Annotated in this window: 19 protein-coding genes, 1 tRNA gene and 2 pseudogenes; 7 read left to right on the top strand and 15 right to left on the bottom strand. The window is 57.5% G+C overall.

Translation table 11 applies throughout. The features are described from left to right. The first annotated feature begins 48 nt into the window (after positions 1 to 48). Complete coding sequence (locus tag BFE01S_RS22120) at positions 49 to 360, top strand: DUF4148 domain-containing protein (RefSeq protein WP_028227377.1); 312 nt, start codon at positions 49 to 51, stop codon at positions 358 to 360. Between the two features lie 399 nt (positions 361 to 759). Here BFE01S_RS22120 and BFE01S_RS22115 read toward each other — a convergent pair whose 3' ends face one another. The 5 genes from BFE01S_RS22115 to BFE01S_RS39660 form a co-directional block, all read right to left on the bottom strand. After that, positions 760 to 1,863: a porin gene (locus tag BFE01S_RS22115; RefSeq protein ID WP_042338214.1), complete on the bottom strand. Its 1,104-nt coding sequence runs from the start codon at positions 1,861 to 1,863 to the stop codon at positions 760 to 762. Between the two features lie 141 nt (positions 1,864 to 2,004). Further along, positions 2,005 to 3,306, bottom strand: a complete 1,302-nt coding sequence (locus BFE01S_RS22110) for an MFS transporter (protein WP_028227375.1) — start codon at positions 3,304 to 3,306, stop codon at positions 2,005 to 2,007. A gap of 43 nt (positions 3,307 to 3,349) precedes the next feature. Next, entirely contained in the window at positions 3,350 to 4,207 is an 858-nt protein-coding gene (locus BFE01S_RS39665; RefSeq protein WP_084170097.1) for an alpha/beta hydrolase family protein, read from the bottom strand. A gap of 8 nt (positions 4,208 to 4,215) precedes the next feature. Then, positions 4,216 to 4,974, bottom strand: a complete 759-nt coding sequence (cnbZ, locus tag BFE01S_RS22095; RefSeq protein WP_028227372.1) for a 2-amino-5-chloromuconate deaminase CnbZ — start codon at positions 4,972 to 4,974, stop codon at positions 4,216 to 4,218. A 107-nt stretch (positions 4,975 to 5,081) separates the two neighbouring features. Beyond that, positions 5,082 to 5,522: a MarR family winged helix-turn-helix transcriptional regulator gene (locus tag BFE01S_RS39660; protein ID WP_052420951.1), complete on the bottom strand. Its 441-nt coding sequence runs from the start codon at positions 5,520 to 5,522 to the stop codon at positions 5,082 to 5,084. 217 nt (positions 5,523 to 5,739) lie between these two features. On the opposite strand from BFE01S_RS39660, the pseudogene BFE01S_RS43295 reads away from it, so the two are divergent. The 3 genes and pseudogenes from BFE01S_RS43295 to BFE01S_RS22080 all read left to right on the top strand — a co-directional run. Continuing rightward, positions 5,740 to 6,041, top strand: a pseudogene (locus tag BFE01S_RS43295) (integrase core domain-containing protein); the annotation flags it as partial. Positions 6,042 to 6,306: 265 nt separating this feature from the next. After that, the gene (locus tag BFE01S_RS39655; protein WP_042338212.1) at positions 6,307 to 9,741 is read left to right on the top strand and encodes a DEAD/DEAH box helicase; all 3,435 of its coding nucleotides are present in this window, start codon (positions 6,307 to 6,309) and stop codon (positions 9,739 to 9,741) included. Between the two features lie 346 nt (positions 9,742 to 10,087). Then, positions 10,088 to 11,215, top strand: a complete 1,128-nt coding sequence (locus tag BFE01S_RS22080; RefSeq protein ID WP_028227371.1) for a site-specific integrase — start codon at positions 10,088 to 10,090, stop codon at positions 11,213 to 11,215. A 170-nt stretch (positions 11,216 to 11,385) separates the two neighbouring features. Here BFE01S_RS22080 and BFE01S_RS22075 read toward each other — a convergent pair whose 3' ends face one another. The 8 genes from BFE01S_RS22075 to BFE01S_RS22040 all read right to left on the bottom strand — a co-directional run bounded on the left by BFE01S_RS22075 (position 11,386) and on the right by BFE01S_RS22040 (position 17,822). Beyond that, on the bottom strand, positions 11,386 to 12,516 hold the full coding sequence (locus BFE01S_RS22075; RefSeq protein WP_028227370.1) for a hypothetical protein: 1,131 nt from the start codon (positions 12,514 to 12,516) through the stop codon (positions 11,386 to 11,388). A 4-nt stretch (positions 12,517 to 12,520) separates the two neighbouring features. Continuing rightward, a complete protein-coding gene (locus tag BFE01S_RS22070) occupies positions 12,521 to 13,513 on the bottom strand; it encodes a DNA-methyltransferase (protein WP_218002920.1) in 993 nt (330 codons plus the stop codon). Next, positions 13,510 to 14,100 (bottom strand): recombinase family protein, encoded by a 591-nt coding sequence (locus BFE01S_RS39650; protein ID WP_042338211.1) that lies wholly within the window; start codon positions 14,098 to 14,100, stop codon positions 13,510 to 13,512. Before BFE01S_RS39650 ends, BFE01S_RS22070 begins: the two co-directional genes overlap by 4 nt. Positions 14,101 to 14,184: 84 nt before the next feature. Further along, on the bottom strand, positions 14,185 to 15,051 hold the full coding sequence (locus BFE01S_RS43290; RefSeq protein ID WP_084170096.1) for an SIR2 family protein: 867 nt from the start codon (positions 15,049 to 15,051) through the stop codon (positions 14,185 to 14,187). Then, on the bottom strand, positions 15,035 to 16,030 hold the full coding sequence (locus BFE01S_RS22055; protein WP_028227367.1) for a ParA family protein: 996 nt from the start codon (positions 16,028 to 16,030) through the stop codon (positions 15,035 to 15,037). The genes BFE01S_RS43290 and BFE01S_RS22055 overlap by 17 nt, the downstream gene beginning before the upstream one ends. 55 nt (positions 16,031 to 16,085) lie before the next feature. Further along, positions 16,086 to 17,048, bottom strand: coding sequence for a tyrosine-type recombinase/integrase (locus BFE01S_RS22050; protein ID WP_028227366.1), 963 nt, complete (start codon positions 17,046 to 17,048; stop codon positions 16,086 to 16,088). After that, entirely contained in the window at positions 17,035 to 17,433 is a 399-nt protein-coding gene (locus tag BFE01S_RS22045; protein ID WP_028227365.1) for a DUF2513 domain-containing protein, read from the bottom strand. Before BFE01S_RS22045 ends, BFE01S_RS22050 begins: the two co-directional genes overlap by 14 nt. Continuing rightward, positions 17,430 to 17,822: a hypothetical protein gene (locus tag BFE01S_RS22040; protein ID WP_028227364.1), complete on the bottom strand. Its 393-nt coding sequence runs from the start codon at positions 17,820 to 17,822 to the stop codon at positions 17,430 to 17,432. The genes BFE01S_RS22045 and BFE01S_RS22040 overlap by 4 nt, the downstream gene beginning before the upstream one ends. Before the next feature lie 488 nt (positions 17,823 to 18,310). On the opposite strand from BFE01S_RS22040, the gene BFE01S_RS44490 reads away from it, so the two are divergent. Continuing rightward, a complete protein-coding gene (locus BFE01S_RS44490; protein WP_156967115.1) occupies positions 18,311 to 18,571 on the top strand; it encodes a hypothetical protein in 261 nt (86 codons plus the stop codon). Between the two features lie 65 nt (positions 18,572 to 18,636). After that, positions 18,637 to 18,864, top strand: coding sequence for a ribbon-helix-helix protein, CopG family (locus BFE01S_RS22025; protein WP_245621169.1), 228 nt, complete (start codon positions 18,637 to 18,639; stop codon positions 18,862 to 18,864). 98 nt (positions 18,865 to 18,962) lie between these two features. Here BFE01S_RS22025 and BFE01S_RS46595 read toward each other — a convergent pair whose 3' ends face one another. Then, complete coding sequence (locus tag BFE01S_RS46595; protein ID WP_407668237.1) at positions 18,963 to 19,331, bottom strand: HNH endonuclease; 369 nt, start codon at positions 19,329 to 19,331, stop codon at positions 18,963 to 18,965. 539 nt (positions 19,332 to 19,870) lie between these two features. On the opposite strand from BFE01S_RS46595, the pseudogene BFE01S_RS39640 reads away from it, so the two are divergent. Next, positions 19,871 to 21,143: pseudogene (locus BFE01S_RS39640) on the top strand (IS256 family transposase). A 170-nt stretch (positions 21,144 to 21,313) separates the two neighbouring features. On the opposite strand, the gene BFE01S_RS22010 reads toward BFE01S_RS39640, so the two are convergent. Continuing rightward, positions 21,314 to 21,389: transfer RNA gene (locus BFE01S_RS22010), tRNA-Ala, on the bottom strand. Between the last annotated feature and the right edge of the window lie 58 nt (positions 21,390 to 21,447).

Here is a 21,447-nt window from a genome sequence, read left to right as displayed (position 1 = left end):
CGACACGATTGTTACGAACCAAAACATAATCTTTGGAGGTTAGTTACCATGAAGACCCTGATCGCTGCCGCGCTCGCCGCTACCGTTCTTGCCGCTCCGGCTCTCTCGTTCGCCCAGGAAAACCAGCAGCCCGTGACGCGCGCGCAGGTTCGCGCCGAACTCGTGCAACTCGAAAAGGCCGGCTATCGTCCGGGCCTGTCGAGCCCGTACTACCCGGAAGACCTGCAAGCCGCTGAAGCGCGCGTCGATCAACAAAACGGCGCGGCACAAGCCACGGCCTACGGCGCATCGACGAACGGCTCCTCGCAGTCGGGCAGCCGCGAAGCCACCAACCTGAAGCCGACCTACTTCGGCCAGTAATCGCCGCCTCGGGCCGGACAGCGGCCCGCCAGCGCGCAAGGCCGCGACCAGCGCGCCGCCCTGTGCAGACTGACGCATCAGGAACACCGGAACGGGTCCGCTCTCCAGTTCGACATCGAGAGCGGACCCGTTGCCATTTGTGCGCGGCTTCGCGCCACGCAAGCACGCCGCACGCCGATACCTCCGCCACCGGACTCCCGGTGGCTTGCCCGGACGATTCGCCCCGAATCGTCCGGGCCTTTTTCGCTCGGCTCTCTCGCCGGCCGGCGGGGCGCGCCTCTCTGCTCGAGGCTTGGCCAGCCACCGTGGACCTCGAGCTTACGACCTACACCTTCGCGGCGTGGCCACTTCGCCTCCTGAGCAGTTTCCCCATCGACGGCGCCTTCGTCGGCCCATTACCTAGAATCGCGTGCGGAATCCCGTTCTAGCCACCAACTGACTCGAACCGCTTGACGCGGCCGTCGGACCAGTGAACCCATTGATTAATGCCTGTGCCCCACTGTTCGTTCGTTGATAGACTGCCATGGCGTATACGCTTGAGCGCTTTGAAAGAAAATATTCGGCGATAAGCGATGTTTCATTAGCGTGGTTATTTTCCAGTTGCTCATTGCCCTTGAGGTACGAGTACGAGACCCCAAGATTGATATCGGGTCTGACGAACCAGTTGGCACCGATGGAACCCTTCATGACTTCGCCGCCCGTCGCGGTGTTACGCGCCGTCACAAACAATGCACTAGCTCCGACACTGGGCCCTTGATATCGCGCGCCGATCCCCCAGTTGCGTATCCCGACCTGCGGCCCGACGGTTCCACTGGTGACGGGATATTTAATGTACGTGTAAGCAGCGTTTGCGCCGAAAGCCCCCTGAGTGAAGTTCAGGCCGAAGCTCGAAGAATTTCCTGTGCCTATCGAGCCTGCAACGTTCCCAAACCCATACATCGCCCCCATGCTTATCCCGGCAAAGGTGGGGCTGACGTACTTGACGGAATTGGCTATTGATTGGGAAGTCCGCGACCAGTCGAAGTTGCCAGTCGGATTGTTCGGAATACCGAGTTTTCTGAAAGGTCCAGCACTGAACCCATATAAATGACCGGAATAGATCGCCGGGTCGTCGTGACTCGCATAAAGCGAATCCGACATGAAATCGTATTGATTACCCAAAGTGAAATTTCCATACCTGGGATTGGTGAGGCCAACAAACGCGTTACGCGTGAAGAGACTTCCTCCCGGCAAAAACGAACCTGAATTCAACGAAAACTGATCCGCGAGATTGAACACAACGCGTGCACCATCCCCAATGTCCTCGCTTCCGACCAGACCCCAGATGGTTGGACCATTGATTCCGTCCGCCATGGTGATGTTCGAGTGGCCGCCCTGATTGCTGACATACGTCACGCCTGAATCCAGCATCCCGTATAGCGTCACGTTGCTCTGAGCCTGCGCGACCATATGCAACGTGAACAAGGTGCCGAATAAGGTAGCAGTTGCAGTCTTTCTTGACATGACGAAGTCCAGTAAGGCTTTGAAAATGGGTTCGCTTCGCTGTTTTTTCGATAAAAAATATCGCAGTACAAATTAATATTGATTGAATAGACAGATTGCAATTACTTCTGTAGCGGTGTTCAGTGAAACCCGTACACGCTTCTAGGCCGCAGTAATGTTTTGGGTGACCAGTGTGCGCCCACGACTCCAGAGCATGCCCCAGAACACACAGGCGACAACCTGTGAACCAATCAGTACGGCGAATCCCATAAAGAATCCGGAGGCGACGGTTTGCGGGCTTCCCGCGATTCCAGTGCTGCTGGACGTAAATGCGCTGATGACACCGCCCATCAGCGCCGGCATCAGTCCGGCAATCAGACTGGCCGTGCCATTAACGACACCATAGGCGCTCGCGGTGTGTCCGGGCAGCGAATGCTGTTGCACGATGGCCGGGATAGCCGGGCCTTGCAGGCCCCAAAAGAAGTTCGCCGCGATGAAGGCACAGACCGCGACATACCGGTCGTCCGTGCTAATAGCCAATAGCATTGAGCAGGCTACGAGCAACGTCGTCATCGCGAAGACAAGCGGGGCGTTCTGTCGATTGAGCCGGTCGTACAGGATGCCGCCCAACAACGCCGCAACGACTACCGCGTATTGGGGCAGCGATGCAAGCCAGCCCATCTGAACGAGTGAAAAACCACGCACCTGCTTGAAGTAGGCCGGCAGCCAGTTACTCGTTCCCCAAAGATAAGCAAGCGAAGCTGAGGCAATCACCGTCACGATCAGGAGGTTATGGGTGTGCAAAGCGCCGACGACTATTTCCTTGATCCGGGAGGCCGCCTGCTGGATGCTGACTGGCGCCATCGTATCCGCACGGCTCTGTTCTGGCATTTTGATGAACGCGAGCACGAGCGGAATTCCCAACACAATGTTGACTACCGCCAGCACATAAAATGACGTATCCCAACGATAACTGACGAGCAATTGGCCGATGACCGGATAGCCTAGCGCAAGCCCGATTCCTGCGCCCATCCCGATAAAGGCATTGGGCTTGCCCCGTTCGTCGCCTTCAAACTGGGCCTTGATGTATGCGTACCCCAACGAAAACAGCGGCCCCTCAGAAATCCCAAGAAGAACGCGTGAAATCACCAGAGGCACGAAACCGTGGAAATGAGGCACTGTTGCGGTGACGACCGCCCACATCGCCAGGGAGCAGAGCAGGCTCCGTCTCACGCCAAACAACGCCGCGCAGAATGGCGTGAGAATGAACGAAGACAGCCCGTATCCCAACATGAACGATGTCGCGAGGAACCCCTGGCTTGCCCGATCATTTCTGCCAAGCCCGATATGCTGGAGAAAATCGGCATCGGTAATCAACACGGAAATGTTGATCCGATCTATATACGATATGGCAACGACCACAAAGAGTGTGAGGACGCCGTACCAGCGGAACGAAGTTTTCATTGGCTTTTCCCTGACATGAATTGGGCAACCCGATCGGCTGGCTTTATGCTGGATTGAATCCTTCCTCGAGTATCCAATCCAGCACCGTATTCAAGGCACCTTCGCTGGCCGCCGTAAGAACAGCCGGTTCAAAATGCCCGCCATCCGGCAGTTGCAGCAACTGGATCACGTCGCCCGCGCGGGAGGCCGCTTCGGCATAGGCCTGCAACGTATCGATGGTGACGGTAGTGTCTTGCAGGCCATGAATGAATAGCTGCGGCACGGCGAGTGGCAGGCGCTCCGCCGGCGACGCATCCGCATAGCGTTGCGCGTAGTGTTCGGGACCGCCGCCCATCAGCAGATCCACCGACGCATGGCAACTGTCCGGGGGACCATGGCGGTATTCAATGAGATCGGTAATTGCTGCGAGGCCGACGACGCCCCTCACTGGCAAGGGATCTGGCTGGAAAAGATCGCTTGCGGAATGCAGCCGGTGCCGGCTCGCCGTCCATAGTGCGAGCTGTCCGCCAGCGGAGTGTCCCGCGACGAATACACGTTGCAGATCAAGCGGCTCAGTCCGGGCAATTACGCGAAGCATGTCGAGGGCTGCGCCCGCATCAAGGAGAGTTCCAGGCCAGCCACCGCCGGCATCGCCAAGGCGACGATATTCGGGCACCCAGGTCGTGACGCCCCGATCAGTGAACCACTGCGCAAGCGGCGTGATATAGCTGAGCCCGACATGATTGCGCCAGCAACCGCCGTGTAGCAGCATCAGCACCGGGAACGGCGGCTTGCCAGACACGGGTACGCGCAGTTCGCCAAACTGCTGATCCGCTAATCCGTAAGCAATTCGCTCGGCTGGCGCGGGCATCTGCTGAGTGCGCAGATCGGCTGCTGTGAGTACAGGTGTCGACGGTTTCATACCGATCCTCAGTCTGCCAGCAGGATCTGGCGGGAAACCCGGCCCGCGTCGATTTCAATTTCAATGTCCACGACTGGCGGACGCACGCAATGCCAGTTGATCCCGATGGGCAGCGCGCGACGCTCCGACAACTCGTCGTTCATGACATGGAGCAGGTCGTGCACTGTGTAGAGGTTCATTTTTTGCACGTCACGCCACGTCAGACCCATAGACTCAAAACGCGACTCAAGGTCCCCCAGGGCGTAACGCAGCTTTTCATGCAGCGCCTCGGGCGAGGTCTCCCCGATACGCACGATGTTGTCGCGATATCCCGGACGGTCTGGGCATTCCGCTGCCCCCGACGTCTGGAAATCGAGGACATGTGTCGGTTCGGTGGCCGCAACGGTGTAGCTGAAGGCATGGATGCCTGGCGCTTCAGGCGCATCCCGCGCCGGAATGAGATTGCAGCGCGCCACGGGATTCGCGTCGTCCCTGTAAATCTCCCAGGCGCTCAGGATCTGCACGTATTCACGGTTGAAAGCCGTGAATTCGCGCTCGTCCATCGGTTTGGGCGAACGCAGTTCACAGGCGCAAAGCGCAGTCAGCGGTCTGCCAGCACGTTCGAGGTGCTGACGAATACGGTCAAAGGCGCGATCCAGAGCAACGGGCCGGCTGAACTGGACTCGTTCGATAACGTAACCCGCATCGGCCATCACGGCCGCGCTATATTGAAAACCACCCGAAAGATAATGATAGTTACCCGGGCTGAATGCGGTCATCGGCGGCATGAATGTCGTGTCCCTGAGATTTTCTAAATTAGTACGTATACGTAGTATTTAATCTCAAGAAGACGAATTCGGAAACTACGGACAAACCCTTGTCCATTGTCGGGAGATTACTCGGCGCTATCGAACTTCAGCATCTTCTGTAACAGGCCGATCAGTTGCTCGAGCTCCTGTGCGCTCAGGTTCCTCGCGACAGCTGCCTGGTATTCAGGTGCGTTGACGATACTCTCGCGCGAGAGCTTCTTGCCTTCCTCGGTCAGATAGACGCAGAACGTCCGCTTATCGGCAGGCGACCGTTCGCGTATCAGAAGGCCTTTCTTGATGGTACGTGCGATCAGGTCGCCGCAAGTATTGAGGTCCAATCCGATTTCGTTCGCGATCTGGCTTTGTGAGGCGCCAGGAAGCAGGCCGACAGTCAGCAGGAGCGAGAGTTGTGGCGTAGTTATGGTGTTACCGTACATCCGGGCGAACACTGCCTCGGCATCGAAATGACCCCGCCGCAGCAGGTAGGGAAGATGACTTTCGAGTCGAAACGAATGGCTGTTTTTCAATCACGCCGCCTCAATGAACTGTCGCTGGATCGGTTGTTCGTCGAGTCCCGGACGCGGGATCAACGGAACGAAGCGTATCGATCGCGATAGAAGGACGCAATCCCTTGATCCGCTTCGCCGGGTGATTTATAGCATGTTACGTTTCCACCGAGGCGTTCTTTGACTGGCCATGCGGTCCGGCAAATTGCGCCACTATCGCCGGACGGGCCCGATCGGCCGCCGTCGCCCCGAGGCCGGCCTGATCCGCACAGCGATCGTGGGAGCCAATATTGCAGCGCGGATTTCCAGGCACTGCTCAAGAGTTACGGCATGCAAAGCTCGATGAGCCGCAAGGGAAATTGTTGGGATAATGCGCCGACCGGGAGCCTGTGGGGCTCGCTCAAGCGAGCCCGCATCCCTGGTCAACGCTTTGCGACGCGCCGCGAAGCGATGGACGAGGTAATCGATTGGTTGAGCGCCTACAATCATGGGCGTCTGCACTCGCCGTTGAACTACGCCAGTCCGATGCAGTTTGAATAAAGCTGGCATGCCGCCCGGAAAAAGCAAGCGGCATAATAAGCGCTCAGTTAGCGGATACGAAATTTACGGGCAACGTCAAGACGTATCGGCAAGGCTTCTAACACGCGCAAGCGGCGAAGATGAAGACGGGGCCACGATTGTTTCAGTGCACTGTCTGAGGCGACTATTTCGATGAGCCGGATCAGGTGCCTGTATCGGCGCGCGAGAATCAGTGATCGGCCTATCATAGAGCATCTCCCGCGAGAATCAGAAAACTGGCAAGCACATGACACAAGCCAAACCACTGCTCGACATCCTCGATTTCTGGCACAAGGTTGAATTCTTCATCCCGTTCGACTTGAAGCAGGTCTTCGATCAAATTAACGAAAAAGACCTGAAATGGTTAAGGCCAGATGACTTGCGCCCGGGTGCTCCATCGCCCTGGCAGGTCGTTGTTCCCGAAGACCGTCAACTTGTCGGCTTCAAGCTTTATCTCGGCATTTTTGACATGCAGGTCATCGCGGATTTTGCTGGCCAACTCTCTGCCGACGACGCGGCCGATTCAACGGAAGAGGCTGAACGTACGCTTGACGGCCAGTCATGTATCGCCAGGATTGGTTTCGATGTGCACGGCGAATCTGAGTTCGACCCACTCTCAGTCTCTACCGTACCGTGGGCGATCGGCAAGGCACAGAGAGAGGGACTGCCGTCGCTGACTTCGGAGGCTTTCGCTACAGCCCGGAAGGATCTTTCGGAGCGCCTGTTCAACTACAAAACCGAGCGTCTGAGGAGGCGGTTAAACGGGCGTGATGATGCACAACCTATGCCGCTAACTGGCGACGAAATCAGATCTTTGCATGCTTTGCTCGTCGATTGGGCGGGTTGCGCATTGCCGCCGCAATCGTCCATTGCACTGATCCAGATCCTCACGAGAGAGAAGAAGGACGACAAGCAGACAACGCACACCGCGCCAGCCACCAATGGTGAAAATGCGCCGTCCGATGCCCAGCCATCAGCGTTGCCCAATACCGAGGACGAAGCTGACGACGAAGGGGGCGATACCGCCGCTGAAGAACCAACCGTAGACATCCTTAACAGCTTCTACATCGAGGACATCGAGCGGTGTATGACCTCGATTCGTGACGGCGACATACCCGAGACGATACGCGCGTATCTGACGCCTGGGGATGCTACCCAACGTGTTGATCTCTACAGCGACGCGGGTCATGCGGAAATTGTCCGGGCATTGCATCCCACAAAGACGAACTCCGGACACTGGCCGGAAGACTCGTCACAGAAAATGAGTTTGATGCAGCAGTTCGCAATCAACACGGCGTTCGAGCGCCTGAAATCCGAAGGCGTGTTTTCCGTTAATGGTCCGCCCGGAACGGGCAAGACGACGCTGCTGCGGGACATGATCTGCGAGAACGTGGTTCGCCGCGCGCGCGAATTGGCCAGGCTCGTGAATGCAGCCGATGGTTTGGTGAAAACGGGTACGAGGATTCCCTTTGTCGACGGCAACACGGCGACGATTCGCACGTTAGTACCGGAATTGACGGGCTTCGAGATGGTGGTAGCGTCTTCGAACAACGCCGCAGTTGAAAATATCTCGACTGACTTGCCGAAAAGCAAGCGACTGGGCGAGAGCTGGCGCGACGTGCGGTATTTGCAGCCGGTAGCACACAAGGTAGCGGCACAGGTTGGGGAAACGAACTATACGAAGCTCGCCCCGCTTGACGTGCCTTGGGGGATGATCTCATGTGCGCTGGGCAACGCGAAGAATCGGCGTCGCTTCCGGGAGCGTTTTTTTGATGACCGGCGTCCAGCCGGAGAGCGTGGCGGCCCCAATGATCCCTGTGCCATTTGGGATTGGCTCAAGCGGTATTCGGGGCCAACGTTTCAGGAAGCGAAGCGTACATTCCTTGATGCGGATGCCATGCTGCAAGCCGCGATCCGGGAGCGGCTGCATTATGCAGAGTTACACGCTGCGTGGGCCGATACTTCGAAGGATCGGTTCACTCAGCCGGCGATGGATGCCCTGGCCGAAGCGGACCGCTGCCGACACGATGCGTTCTCGAAGAGTGAGGAGCGCAAAGCCGCAACCGTGGCGGCCGAAAACAAACTTGCTGATCTACGGGAAGAAGAACGCCTTCTCGATCGCGCAGGTCCCGGTTTTTTTGCAAAGCTGTTCCGCACAGGGAGTGCGCGTCAGCATGCGGTCGACGTTGCCCAGAACGCGCACGCGCAGATCGACGCGCGCAGGAGCGTGGCTCGATGCCGCGCGGATGCCGATACGGCAGCCGAAGCGTTACGCAACGCACAGCTGCAGACTCGCCACGCGCAGGTTGCTTTGGACGCTGCGAGCTCAACATGGCACGAGAAGCATTCTGAGCTAACCAGATATCGTGAGCACTTCGTTGACTTGACCCTACCGGGAAATCCGAACCAGATCGAGACGGACGACGTTCAGCAAGACGGATACTGGCAGGATGCGGAACTGACGCAATTGCGTACGCGCATCGTGGTTGCTGCGCTTGCGCTGCACGAAGCATGGTTCGCGTCGGTTGCCAAAACAGGAGGTGCGGGATTTGGCGGCAATCTGTTCGCAATCAACAAGCTGCTCCATGGTACGCCACTGGAGAATCCAGCCGATGCGAAACTCATCTGGCAGAGCCTGTTCATGATAGTGCCAGTCGTTTCAACGACCTTCGCATCTTTCGCGCGTCAGTTTCGTGGAATGGGCCCCGGTTCGATTGGCTGGTTGTTCATCGATGAGGCGGGACAGGCGGTACCGCAAGCAGCTGTTGGCGCTCTATGGCGTGCTCGCCGGGCGATGGTGGTCGGTGATCCATTACAAATCGAGCCGGTTTTCACGGTCCCCACGCGGTTGATTAATGCATTGGCAGATTTATCGCCGCATTCATCCGATGGCCGTTCTTCCCCAGCCAGAGTGTCGGTGCAACGTCTGGCCGACGATGCAAACCCTTTTGGTACATACATGCCAATGGAGGGTGCCGCGCCGCTATGGATCGGAAGCCCGCTTCGCGTTCATCGACGTTGCGTCGATCCCATGTTTTCAATTGCGAACCGGATCGCTTACGAGGGCAAGATGGTCTTTGGCCTGAAATCACGCAAGCCCTCGAAAGACGACCTCAATCCTGGCGATAGCGCGTGGGTAGACGTGCGAGGCAAGACATCGGAGAAACAGGTTGTTCCCGCACAGATCGACGTTGTGGCAGAGCTGATTGTTCGTCTCTATGCCGCGTCCGGAGAGTTGCCGCCGTTGTACGTGATTTCCCCATTCAAGGCGATCAAGGGCGCCATTGTGAGCCGCCTGAAGCGCATCGACTGGCGCGCCGTCACTGAGGATGCACCTCCGAAGAAAGCATGGGGCAAGTGGTGTCGTGAACGGATAGGTACCGTGCACACGTTTCAGGGGAAGGAAGAGAGTGTTGTGATCTTCGTGCTCGGCGCGGACCACGACAATGAAGGATCGGCGAACTGGGCTGCATCGAAGCCGAATCTGCTCAACGTGGCAGTGACGCGCGCACAGCATCGCATTTTCATCATCGGGGATGCCTCTCTCTGGGGTGGTCTGAAGCACTTCAGCGAGGCTCTGTCGCAACTTAAGACGCCGATCACTGCGGAGCAATGGCTAGGTCGGATTGGCGCGGTGACCGGACATGATCGCCCGGACATAACGTCGGATATCACAATGTGACGGACAGACGGCGTGAGGATGTGCTCGAGCCTGAACGAACCTTATGGCATGCAGCGCAAGCTGCCCTGCTGTGTGGCATCGCGGCGGGTATCGATGATTTTGGACCACCGCGTAAGGAATTTCGGGGAGTTGAGGGGAGACCGAAGGAAGCGTCCTGCCCAGACAAAAAACCCGCGAAGCCTTACGCCGCGCGGGTTTCCGTTGAATCTGTTGGGCGGAGGAGGATCGAACTCCCGACCTTCGCATTGCGAATGTAAAAGCATTCCCAGATAATATAGGCCTTATAGCGTTTTTCTCGATTATTTGCCACAATATTGCCACACTCAATTCGAGCAAGCATCGAGAAATGCCGACCATCCGAAAGCGTGGGCAGTACCAATGGGAGGTGCAGGTACGCCGGCGTGGCTACCCAGCGCAAAGCAAGACGTTTACTACTAAGGCCGAGGCAGAAGCCTGGGCCAACATGATCGAATCGGAAATGTCGCGTGGAGTATGGGTCACCCGCAGCGAGGCCGAGGCGACAACGCTCTACGAGGCGCTGAAACGATACGAAGAAGAAATCTCGCTGTCAAAGAAGGGAGTTGCGCAGGAAGTTTCCGTAATCAAGACCTGCAAAGAAACCGACCTAGCGAGGCGGCCGCTAGCCATGATACGCAGTGCGGATATAGCGAAGCTCCGCGACGAATGGCTAAAAGGATACAAGCCCGCGACCGTATTGCGACGCTTGGCCGTCCTATCTCATGTATTCAATATTGCCCGAAAGGAATGGGGCATGGAAAGCCTGTCAAACCCTGTCGAGCTGGTGCGAAAACCGCAACCCCACAACGCTCGCACTCGGCGCATTGCTGTCGCCGACTCGTCGGCCGCCATATCAGGTGCGGACGAACCCAACTCGGAACGTGGTGCTCAAGACGGTGAGCTCGAGCGCGTAGTGAAGGCCAGCGGTTCGACGCTGCTGCCGTCCATCATTTGGCTGGCCGTCGAAACTGCAATGCGGCGAGGGGAGATCGCGTCTTTACTGTGGACACACGTGGACCTCAATCGTTGCGTTGCGCATCTACCGTCGACAAAGAACGGTGGCGCCCGCGATGTGCCGTTGTCTTCACGTGCGGTCACGGTACTTCGGGCGTTAAAAGAAGTACGAGATAGCATGGATGGTACAAACAAAGGCTGCGAGGTCGATTCCGAGCGGGTATTCAAGATTCGTAGCGACGCTGTTACCAGAGCCTTTGAACGCGCAGTAGTGCGTGCCCGAGAAACATACGTCGATGAATGCAAGGCGGTCAACCTTAAGCCGGACTCCAAGTTCTTGACCGACCTTCGCTTTCACGACCTGAGGCACGAGGCGACCTCCCGTCTGGCGTCGATCTTCCCCATGCATGAACTGCCAAAGATAACGGGCCACAAGGACCCACGTATGTTGATGCGTTACTACCACCCACGGGCTGAGGACCTAGCTAAGAAGCTTGCGTGACCAAGCTGTACGGTCGCTGGATGAGATGCCCCATATATTGCCCCCAGGAACATCGCCCTGTGTCGATTGACTGAGCGAGCTACCGAGGGACGCATCGAAACTCCGCAAAGATCACGCGAGAGACCCAACCGAAGCTTCGCAGCCTGGGCGGGCAAGAATCGAAATGTCGATCAAGTGCGCGTGATCAGACTGGGGAAAGGAGCGACCTCAAGCATCGATGTCAGGGTGGACAGCGTAAACACCCGACCATCCGTATCGCGCACCACCGGCCCGAGTGCATCATTGATACGCGCCCAGCCAATTCCACCAAGCACGGCAAAAAGGGGAACGCCACCAAGGCGCACGGACTCGGCCTTGAGACTTCTAAAGCGCAAGGCCTTGTCTCGCGCTGTACCGCCGTTGTTGGTGCCCTTGCATTCGAGCATTGCTTTCAAACTGTCATCTGCAGGATCGAATACCACGAAGTCCGGCGCCGGTGTCACGTGGACCTCGAACCGTCGCGCAATGTCGGCCTGATTGTGACTGCCGGTACGGATGAACGAGATACCGTGAGCCGCAAATAGCGCTTCTACTGCGTCCTCGATCAAATCGCCACGCTTTGTTGACGTTGCATCGAGCACCTGACGGAACGCTCCACCATAGTGGCGCTGGTGAAGAAAGACGCGCAACGGCACGCCATTGGTGGCGAAGTCGCGCACACTGTTCCACCCGTCTTCGGTGTCCGGCTTGCGCTGCTTGCTCTTGAGGCCGGGCGGCGCATCCCCGAACAGCTCGCCATCCATGGCCATCGTGATCGTTTTAGCCGCCACTTGTGCCTGTGCTGTCGCCTTCGCAAGAGCCGCCGCAGTATTTGGCCGTTGATAGTCGATTGGACTGCGTTCGAGCGTGTCGATTTGCGACGCCGACAGTGCAGGTAGCTCCTCGGGGCCGCCGGCTAGCAGCGTGGAATGTGCAAACTCTTCTTTCGTCAAACCCAACAGCGTGCGAAAGACGAGCAGCGTCCGCGGGCGCTGCATCAGTGTGGCCTGAATGTCGCCTTCGGCGACGCGAGTGAAGCCGGCGGTCAGCCTAGCAGCTTCATCATAAGCCGCAAAGAAGTGCTCAGTCTCGTAGAAAGGGGATTCATGGATGTAGGCAAAATCCGGCGCCAAGTGCGGCATGTACAGCTCGCGGGCCACTTCCGCGTAAATCGCGCTGTGATCCTCCGTGCCGTGCCGCTGGGGCACCAGGCGGATTTGCTGGATGCGTTGAGTCCATGTGCCCGCCGCGAGAATAGCCTCGATCGTTGTTTCGACTGTCACTAGCTCAAGCCCCCATCGCGTTGACTAGACGGCCGGGTACGTCTTCGGCCAGATCAGCCGCGATGCGGCGCAGCCCTTCCCTCACAAACGCCTCGTGCAGCTCAACTCCAGCCGCCTGACGGCCAAGCCGGCGGCCAACCACGATCGTCGTCGCGGCACCTGCGAACGGATCAACAACAACGCCACCGGCCGGACACGCTGCCTTGATGAAGAATTCGGCCAAGCCTTCGGGCATTGCTGCGGTATGAGCTACGCCCTTGTGCTGATTGTAGGTCTGAGCCACCGACACCACGTTGCCGGGGTCCGCGCCGCCCAGGAGGTAGGTTTTGGTTCGATCACGACCGAAACCAGCTTCGGTGCTGCGCCGACCAAGCCTGTCTTTCTTGCGGCGTTCTATCTCAGAGGCGTCCGCCTTGTAAGGCACGCGGATCGAATTTAGGTCAAAGAACGGCTTGTTCCCGCGTGCGAAGTGATAGACGTACTCGAAGCTATCTTTTGTCCTCGGACCGAACTTGCCAGGCACCGCGTTTGGCTTGGCCCAAATGTATGTTTCGATCCACCGCCAACCCATATGCTGGAGCGCAAGCACAAGCTGGTACACATAGGGGTGACGCTGGCCTCTCAGCGCGCCCCTGTTCGCAACGCGGTTCTTGATGTTAACAATCAGGCTTCCGGTCGGCTTGGCCGCGTCGTACATCGCCCGCGCGAAAGGCAGGAACCATTCCACGTATCGGTCAGGGTGGATACGGCTGTACGCACGCGCATCGGCATAAGGCGGCGATGTGAAGAACAGATCGACGCTATCACGCGGCAATGACGGAAGAACCGACAGCGAGTCGCCCTCGATGACCCCTTCGTCAATCATTCTATCGAGCAGCCGTTGACCGCTTTCAGCGATCTTCGGCGGGCAATCGGGCGTGATGGTATCCGATTCGGAACGGCGGGGCTGCAACCCCGCCGTTCCTTGGACCACCTTCAAAGCCGGTTTCTTGCTCATTGTTGTGATTCCCTCTTGGTGTGCAGCATACTCGCACCCGCCGCATCGGCGCGGCTTGGCGCGTACTTGTAGAACGTCGATCGACTGATGCCCAGGGCCTTGCAAACCTCAGCCGGCGGCCGATCCGCACTCGCGCGGATCAAGGCTTGTTTCTCGGGGGATAGTTCGCGCCGGCCACCTTTTCGACCACGAGCGCGAGCCGCGGCCAAGCCGGCATGCGTTCGCTCACGGGTCAAGTTACGCTCGAACTCAGCCAGCGCGGCGAACACATGGAAGACCAACCGGCCGGCCGCCGTGGTGGCGTCGATCTTTTCCGCTAGGCTCTCGAAGCCGATACCGGCGGCATCCAGCTCGCCGATTAGGCGCACCAACTCGGACATGGATCGGCCGAGCCGATCGAATCGCCATACAATCAAGACATCGCCTTTGCGCGCGAAAGCCATCGCTTCGCCAAGACCTGGTCGCTCCGCCTTCGCTCCACCGGCCTTATCCTCGAACAGACGTTCGCAGCCCGCCGCCTGGAGAGCGTCGCGCTGCAGGTCAAGCGTCTGGTCGTCGGTCGAGACACGGGCATAGCCGATTTTCATTGGTGCTGTCCGTCAACTCGTCTACAAATCATTTTAATTCACGGACGAGAAACCGAACAGTGCCAAGGTGGGTTGCAACTCCCGTTACCATAGAGTGGATACGGCGAGCCGCCCACGCTCCACCTCAACGAGGTTCACCAACTCCTGAACGGAGTCCAGAAGCTCTTTATGATCGTGCGCTGTGGAGTATTCGATTACTTTCAAATTGTAATTATTAGAAAGCATCCTTCGATATTCGGCGGTCACTTTCCCGCCCAAGGCGACGTATTGGGGCGGTGCCACACCGAATGACCTAGCGTACTGCTCAAGTACGAGCGACAAATCCGGATCGTTCATTCCACAACCAATAAAGAGGAAAGTATGGGTCAACACAAGTGCATCAATTGATTTATAAAATCCTGCATGCTTGTTTCTGATATCCGCATAATCCTCTCGGGTGAAAATCAATTTATCTGGCGTATCAATACATCCGTGTATTTTTAGAATCAGCCGCTGACTTCCGCCTCCTCTCAGCACCCGCGGAATATCATCATCGTAATATTTTTTCACCTTCAGCAAATTATGATTTTGCGCCGAAGCATAATTGTCAAATATTTTGTCGAAATTCGGCGTCAATACTATTGATGAATCCAGCGAAAAAATTGCCTTATGTAAATCATTTGGCAAAAACTGAGGCGTAAGGAATTTTTCCTCAACGAGTGGCACCCAGTCATGATCTAGCTTGTATTTTATGATTTGGCAGCAGCTTAAGTAGTCTCCATTCTTTAAAAGACGCTTCATCTCCGTCTTACTGCCGGTGCAGCGCGCAATGCCGTCTTCCAAAAATTGTTTCCACGAAGGTGGGCGAATTCCTGCCGCATTCACTGAAGTCATTGATGCGCCGGCACCCAAAAAAATAACCGAACGGCGACGCGCAATTGCCGAAATCAGGTCGTCAGGCCACTTGATCATTCAAGACCCCGAGATTGTAATTAAACTTATCCGCGATGCCCTCGAAAATCTCGAATGATTCCTTCACTTTCATAAAATGTGCACCCACTATGCCGTCAGCCGCCTTCAGATCGAATACCGGCTTGCGGCTATTCTGAGACATGGGGATTAAACTATGTAGATTGGGTATTGATCCCAGCAAATATTCAAGCCCTTGCGGTTCAAGCTGATCTTGGATCAATGTTTTTTCAATAGCCTGCGGAACTTGCGACATAATTTTTTCATACGCCTTAACAGCTCGCCGTTCTCCAGTTGCATCCCGTTTGGCCGTATATTGCTGATTCACGTAGCCAAGCAAGCGCAACCTGAACTCTAAATCATCTATTTCAGTTTCGCTCGCATCAGGCAAACCCTTCAACTGAAGGTCCAACCGGCGGCGCCACTCTCGTAGCCAAGTCGAAATATTTTCCGTCGCGCGAATACTAAAAATATCCATTGAAAGCGGAAGAACGAAATAATCGCACGCAATCAGCACTGCTCGGTTGATCGAGCCGAGGGACGGACCCATGTCGAAGAACACGTAATCGTATTCGTTACATTTCGTCAAAAATTCACGGAACATATACGTTGTACGAACTCCACGCACACCTCCGGAGTTCCAATCAGAAGCCAAAGTGTCCTCGATCAATGCGAGGCGGGGGTCCCCGAGTAAAACATCGACCTTGAAATTTGTCGAATTTCTAAACTCATTATCCGCGGAAAAACCTTTACCCTGAGATAACGGTCTCGCCATTGAATAAATCGTGAATGCGGATTTTTTATCGTATATCTCTTTTAAGACGCTATCCTTAAACATATATTGGGTAGCGTTCGTTTGCGGATCTGCATCCACCAATAGAATTTTTTTGCGATCAACCTCAGACAGATAAGCGGCGAGGTTACAAGTCAGCGTTGTCTTCCCGACGCCACCTTTATTGGTGAAAAACGCAATGGATTTCATGAATTTAATCGTTTAGTTTTACGTCAAGTCGTAAGTTTAGCGGCTGAATCCATTTTTACAATTGGATTCGCTCGATTTCGTCGAGGCTAACATCGTCTCGGCGCCGGTCATAGAGCTGCGTAGTGCGCGTCGACGCGTGGTTCGCCATCGCCGCGGCATTCTCCAGCGTGCCTCCATTCTTCAAGTAGGCGGTGATGCCTGTCGCGCGAAACGTGTGGTTGCCGATCTTGGTGCCGATGCCGGCGACGAGCGCGCGCCGGCGTACCATGGCGTACGCATTCGCCTGCGGGAGCGACGTGGTACTGAGCCGCCCAGTGCCCCGTGCGATGGTGCGGAACAGCGGTCCCTTAGGATCGCTGGCGATACCACTCTCCTCAATGTACGCATGCAGGTACGCCTCAAGCGTGTGATGACAGGGCATCGCGTGTGCCTTTCCACCCTTCTCACGCAAGCGCACCCACAGCCGCCGGTTCTGCACGTAGACGTCCTCGACGTGCATAGCGAGCGCCGCACCCACCCGGGCGAACGAAAACACCATGAGCGCGATCAGTGCTCGGTCCCGTAGCCCGATCGGTGTGCTCACATCGATGCTATCAAGCAGCAACCGCGCTTCGGCGGGATCGAGCACGGGCGTCTTGCCGACCTTTGCGGTGTGACTCGGCCCGCGCACCGACGCGGCCGGGTTGTGCGGCACGACCTGGCCGGTCACGAGCCAGTCGAACAGATGGCGGATGGCCGCGAGGCGCTGCTTGACAGTCGGTGCGGCGTGCGTCTGGGTCTGCAACTCAATCCAGGCCGCGACGTGCAGCGGCTGCACGTCCGTGATCGACGTCACACCGGCGCCGGCACACCAGGCGAAGAAGTCGCCGGCCGCGCGCGCGTACGCGCGCCGTGTGTGCGGGTTGCGGATCGCCGAGGCGAAGAACTCCAGGAAGCGTACGCCGGCGCGCTCGCCAGCGGCGACGACAAGCGCGGGCACCGTGGCGCCGATGGGAAGCGCAAGTTCAGTGCGGGCCATGCACGAACTCCGTGATCTTCTGCTGCACATAGGCTTTTGCCGCCGCGATCAGGATGTCGACTGTGTAGCCCCCCACTTTGGCCGCAGCCGCCTTGGTCTTCTCCCACACATCTTGTTCGCGCACGGCATCAAGGAAGTCGTGGCCCGCCCAGCTCAAGCTGCGAAAGGCGATCCCGGGGCCTGCGCGCATGCCGCATCCATCCGCTCCTCCCGCATCAACCAGACCGGCCTGCGCCAGCAGCTGTAAGTGGTAGTCAATCTGCTGGGTGTCGTAGCCCTCGACCGCTATGGCGTCCGGCGCGATCAGGATGATGTCGGTCGAAGGCACCGACAATGCCTCGAGCTCGAGCATCAATTCGCGGATCAGGTCCATGTCCCGCTTCATCGTACGACTTCTCCTGAACAGGGACAGGTTATGAAGAGGTCCCGGCTTCGTTCGATGACAAACGACTTGTCGTCGCCGGTGTGACTCACAAAACGCATGAATGGGCGAATGCGTTCGTCTGCCAAGGGCGTGATGTCAAACAGCATGTGATCAGGGGCGCGCACAACGGAATGGGCCGTCAACTTAACCCCTAGCAAGCCTTGGTCAAGATAGGTGCCCCATCCCCTGACGGCCGTGCAATCAGGATGAGCCGCCACCCAGGCATCAACGTTCTGGTGACATTCACTGATGCGGGGGCGCCCGTCGGCCATAACGACCGGCCGAAACGGAATCGCTTCGGCTTCAGGCAACCGGCCACAGATGCCGGCCTCGTAGTCCGCTCTCTCCATGGTCACTCGGCCTCTCTTTTTGTGTGATAAAGGACATTATCACACATAGAATTCGCTTTCTGTGTCGCTCTTGGCGCCGCTTAAGGAAGTGCTTGCGACACCTGCATTTTGTGTGTATATTAACAATCAGCCATTCATTTGGCAGTATGAGTTGATCACTGCATTACGTAGTTCATCAATTAGTCAGATAGAAACGCAGTACTGAATGATTAGCCCAGCTGAGCGAGGAGTGTCACGTATGCGTCCTCTCCCGCGCAGCCAGAAGGCAGAATACCCTGGCGAGTAATCGCCGTTTGCTGTACCTGTTTTGCCTGCCCGTTTTCTCCATCCTGACCAGAAAAACACCCAACACGGACTTTTCTGAGGACGCAACTGGAGACGCGGAGCGCCTGCCCGTGAACCCGATGACCGTCATCGGGGGTGTCCACGTGCGCCGGCGCTCCGTGTTCTCCGAGGCAGTTTTTTAACTGTCTTGGAGAAGACCAAAGATGACCCCCGAAGAAAAAAAACTGCGACAGCATTACGACCAGCTTGAAGGCCTTGTGGATGCACCAGAGCCGGCAACTTCATGGAAGATGACTGCCATCCAGTGCGTGGCACGCCTGAAGTGTGCGCACTTCGCCATTCTTGCGGCTGTCGCAGTCGCCGCGATGGTCGCGTACAAGGGCTTGCCGTCGATAATCACGTCGCAGACGCTTCTCGCGATCGTCATCCTCGGCGCCTTTGGGACCTTTCGCGAACGCCAGTGACGGATACAGCACACCGCTGCCGTCCGGTGACCGCCGCGGTGTGCCCATCAGTTATTGGAAGTGAAATGCGCCCAGCCCGCAAGCAACCGAAGGTCCGAATCAATCTGGATATGCCGGTTGAGGTCAAGGAACAGCTCGAACGGATCCGCGACCAGGTCCATGCCGACAGCATGGGCGAGGTCATTCGGCGCGCGCTCGCCTTATACGATTACCTGCACAGCGAACAGGCCGATGGTGCGCATCTGCTGATCCGCACCAAGGACGGCATCGAGAAGGGCCTGCCGCTTTTCTGAAGCCGCACATCGCATCGATCGCAAGTTAGAAGACCATGCCTGGCGCGTCCCCGCGGAGCCGTCAGCTAGGCCGCTCTAGTAATCCAAGAAACTTCCGGCTACGGCATAGTCGTCTGCCGCTGGTCGGCTGTTTCGACCATCCAAGCTAAGCGGGGCATAGCGGCTTCAAGCGCCTTAATGCTCGGAGAAGCGGATACCGGGCTCGCGCACCGCAAGGATTGTCCATGTAGGTGTCCATAGTCCGCAGAAGTGCGAAGTGGCGGCGCCAGGAGCACTTTTCTCGTAGCGGGATCGATTCCAAGTAAGTCGCAGTCAAGCAGTGTGTGAAGGTCCGTGCGCAGTAAGAGCCCGTTGGCTACGTGGTTAGTCTCGGGACCAAGATAGGGTGTGATATGCGCCGCTTCCAGTACGTCCCGAATGCTGCATCCCGTGATTGCGCAGCGACCATCAGGCTGGCTCGCCCGCACTGCGGTGAGCGCCACGAATTAGCGGACCGATCGGCCAGTTGACGGCATGTCGGCTTGGGTTAGTGCATGGGAGTCCCGTCGCTGCCGGGCGACCTGCTCAGCCTTCGTTGGGCGGCCCCGTCGCGGGAACGCCGGCTTCTCGACAGGCGCGGATGTCAGGACGCTCACGGCCACATGCGCTCCAAGCCAGCTTTCGACGTCTTCTACTCGCCAGAGCAGGCGTTTCGTGCCGGGTAAGCGGCAAACGGGGGGCAAGGACTGTGGATTCCGAGTCGCGTCGCTCCGAACGCTTGCGACTGACTTGCGAAGGCATTCCGCCAATTGATCGACCGTGAGTAGCGCCTGCATGCGTATGACCCCGAATGCGCCATGTCACATGTGTGCACATGACGGCGTTGGTTAGCTAGTGCATGCAAGATTGCGTTCTGAGGGCGATGAAGTCTCGGTAGAGTCCGAAGGCTTTTTTTACCAATCCGGACGCGAGGACCTGTCCGGCATTTTGTGTGTGAGGCATATCATGAGAGGTAAAAATCATGGATATGCCGATGAAGAAGAAACGTACGGTAGCGTCTCAGGCAGCGGCCCGCGGGCCGCTGCCTGAACTGCCCAAGGCGCTGCTGGACGAGCTGGTCAAGGGGCCGATATGACGCCGGCCGAAGTCCAGGATCTGATGCTGGCGTTCAATAAAGCGGTCATCGAACGCGCGATGGGCGCCGAGATGAACCTGCATCTGGGCTACCCGCCGGGCCAGTCCAAACCGGCCGGGCAAGCCAACGAGCGCAACGGTGCCAGTGGCAAGACAGTCATCACGGATCGCGGCCCCGTGCGCGTCGAGGTGCCTCGCGACCGTGACGGCAGCTTCGCGCCGGTCCTGATCCCCAAACACGAACGCCGCTTCACCGGATTTGACGAGCGCATTATCGCGATGTACGCGCGCGGCATGAGCGTACGCGAGATTCAGGCCTTTCTGGCCGAAAGTTATGGCACCGAGGTATCGCCCGATTTCATCAGCTCGGTCACCGACGAGGTGATGGCCGAAACGCTGGCCTGGCAGAACCGCCCGCTCGATGCAATGTATCCGGTGGTGTTCTTCGACGCCCTGCGCGTGAAGATCCGCGACGACGGCGTGGTCAGCAACAAGGCGGTCTATCTGGCACTGGGCATTCAGGCGGACGGCCAGCGCGACGTACTGGGCCTGTGGATCGAGCAGACCGAGGGCGCGAAGTTCTGGCTCAAGGTGTTCAACGAGCGAAGGCCCGTGGCTGCCAGGACATCCTGATTGCGGTGGTTGACGGCCTGAAGGGACTGGCCGACGCAATTGGCACCGCATACCCCCGCACGGCCGTGCAGACCTGCATCGTGCACCTGATCCGCAACAGTCTGGATTACGCCAGCTACAAGGACCGCAAGGCGCTTGCCGCGGCGCTGCGACCGGTCTACTGCGCCGCCAGCGAGCAGGCCGCACAGCAGGCGCTGCAGGCGTTCGCTGACGGTCCATGGGGCCTCAGATACCTGATGATCGTGCAGTCGTGGCAGCGCGCGTGGGAGCACGTCACGCCGTTCTTCGCGTTTCCGCCGGAGATCCGCCGCGTTGTCTACACAACGAATGCCATTGAGAGCCTGAACATGCAGCTACGCAAGATCATCAAGACCCGCGGCCACTTCCCGAATGACGAGGCCGCCATCAAACTGCTCTGGCTGGCGCTACGCAATGTCCTGGCAAAATCTGTTCGCGCTGCCTTCGACTGGAAGTCCGCCATGAACCAGTTTGCTATTCTGTTTGGTGAGCGATTCACGCAGGCGCGCGGGTAACGATTCCTTTAACCGCCTCGCCCACAAAAATGCGGACAGGTTCGACGCGTGAGATGGAGATACAGTTCGGCGCCACAAATTTGCCACATGCGATGTGCAAAAACCTGCGCCAAAAAGCGAAACAATGCACTACATCGCAAGACGTAGTGCATTGTTTTTATTGAAATTCTTGGTGGAGCGGATGAGGATCGAACTCACGACCTTCGCATTGCGAACGCGACGCTCTCCCAGCTGAGCTACCGCCCCAACGAAGCCACGATCTTAGCACAGCCAAATCCGCCATTGCCAAGCAGGCAAGCACAAA

Origin of the sequence: Paraburkholderia ferrariae NBRC 106233, assembly GCF_000685035.1 — a bacterium.
GTDB lineage: Bacteria > Pseudomonadota > Gammaproteobacteria > Burkholderiales > Burkholderiaceae > Paraburkholderia > Paraburkholderia ferrariae.
The sequence above is the reverse complement of the archived record's forward strand: the minus strand, read 5'-3'. Positions and strand labels throughout refer to the sequence as shown.

What these genes read in the sequence shown, in the direction of transcription:
- BFE01S_RS43290 (WP_084170096.1), bottom strand. Translation starts at nt 15,051, where the DNA reads ATGATCAAGTGGCCTGACGACCTGATTTCGGCAATTGCGCGTCGCCGT.
- BFE01S_RS22055 (WP_028227367.1), bottom strand. Translation starts at nt 16,030, where the DNA reads ATGAAATCCATTGCGTTTTTCACCAATAAAGGTGGCGTCGGGAAGACA.
- BFE01S_RS22120 (WP_028227377.1), top strand. Translation starts at nt 49, where the DNA reads ATGAAGACCCTGATCGCTGCCGCGCTCGCCGCTACCGTTCTTGCCGCT.
- BFE01S_RS44490 (WP_156967115.1), top strand. Translation starts at nt 18,311, where the DNA reads ATGACCCCCGAAGAAAAAAAACTGCGACAGCATTACGACCAGCTTGAA.
- BFE01S_RS22025 (WP_245621169.1), top strand. Translation starts at nt 18,637, where the DNA reads ATGCGCCCAGCCCGCAAGCAACCGAAGGTCCGAATCAATCTGGATATG.
- BFE01S_RS22070 (WP_218002920.1), bottom strand. Translation starts at nt 13,513, where the DNA reads ATGAGCAAGAAACCGGCTTTGAAGGTGGTCCAAGGAACGGCGGGGTTG.
- BFE01S_RS39650 (WP_042338211.1), bottom strand. Translation starts at nt 14,100, where the DNA reads ATGAAAATCGGCTATGCCCGTGTCTCGACCGACGACCAGACGCTTGAC.
- BFE01S_RS22080 (WP_028227371.1), top strand. Translation starts at nt 10,088, where the DNA reads ATGCCGACCATCCGAAAGCGTGGGCAGTACCAATGGGAGGTGCAGGTA.
- BFE01S_RS39665 (WP_084170097.1), bottom strand. Translation starts at nt 4,207, where the DNA reads ATGAAACCGTCGACACCTGTACTCACAGCAGCCGATCTGCGCACTCAG.
- BFE01S_RS22050 (WP_028227366.1), bottom strand. Translation starts at nt 17,048, where the DNA reads ATGGCCCGCACTGAACTTGCGCTTCCCATCGGCGCCACGGTGCCCGCG.
- cnbZ (WP_028227372.1), bottom strand. Translation starts at nt 4,974, where the DNA reads ATGCCGCCGATGACCGCATTCAGCCCGGGTAACTATCATTATCTTTCG.
- BFE01S_RS22040 (WP_028227364.1), bottom strand. Translation starts at nt 17,822, where the DNA reads ATGGAGAGAGCGGACTACGAGGCCGGCATCTGTGGCCGGTTGCCTGAA.
- BFE01S_RS22045 (WP_028227365.1), bottom strand. Translation starts at nt 17,433, where the DNA reads ATGAAGCGGGACATGGACCTGATCCGCGAATTGATGCTCGAGCTCGAG.
- BFE01S_RS22115 (WP_042338214.1), bottom strand. Translation starts at nt 1,863, where the DNA reads ATGTCAAGAAAGACTGCAACTGCTACCTTATTCGGCACCTTGTTCACG.
- BFE01S_RS39655 (WP_042338212.1), top strand. Translation starts at nt 6,307, where the DNA reads ATGACACAAGCCAAACCACTGCTCGACATCCTCGATTTCTGGCACAAG.
- BFE01S_RS22110 (WP_028227375.1), bottom strand. Translation starts at nt 3,306, where the DNA reads ATGAAAACTTCGTTCCGCTGGTACGGCGTCCTCACACTCTTTGTGGTC.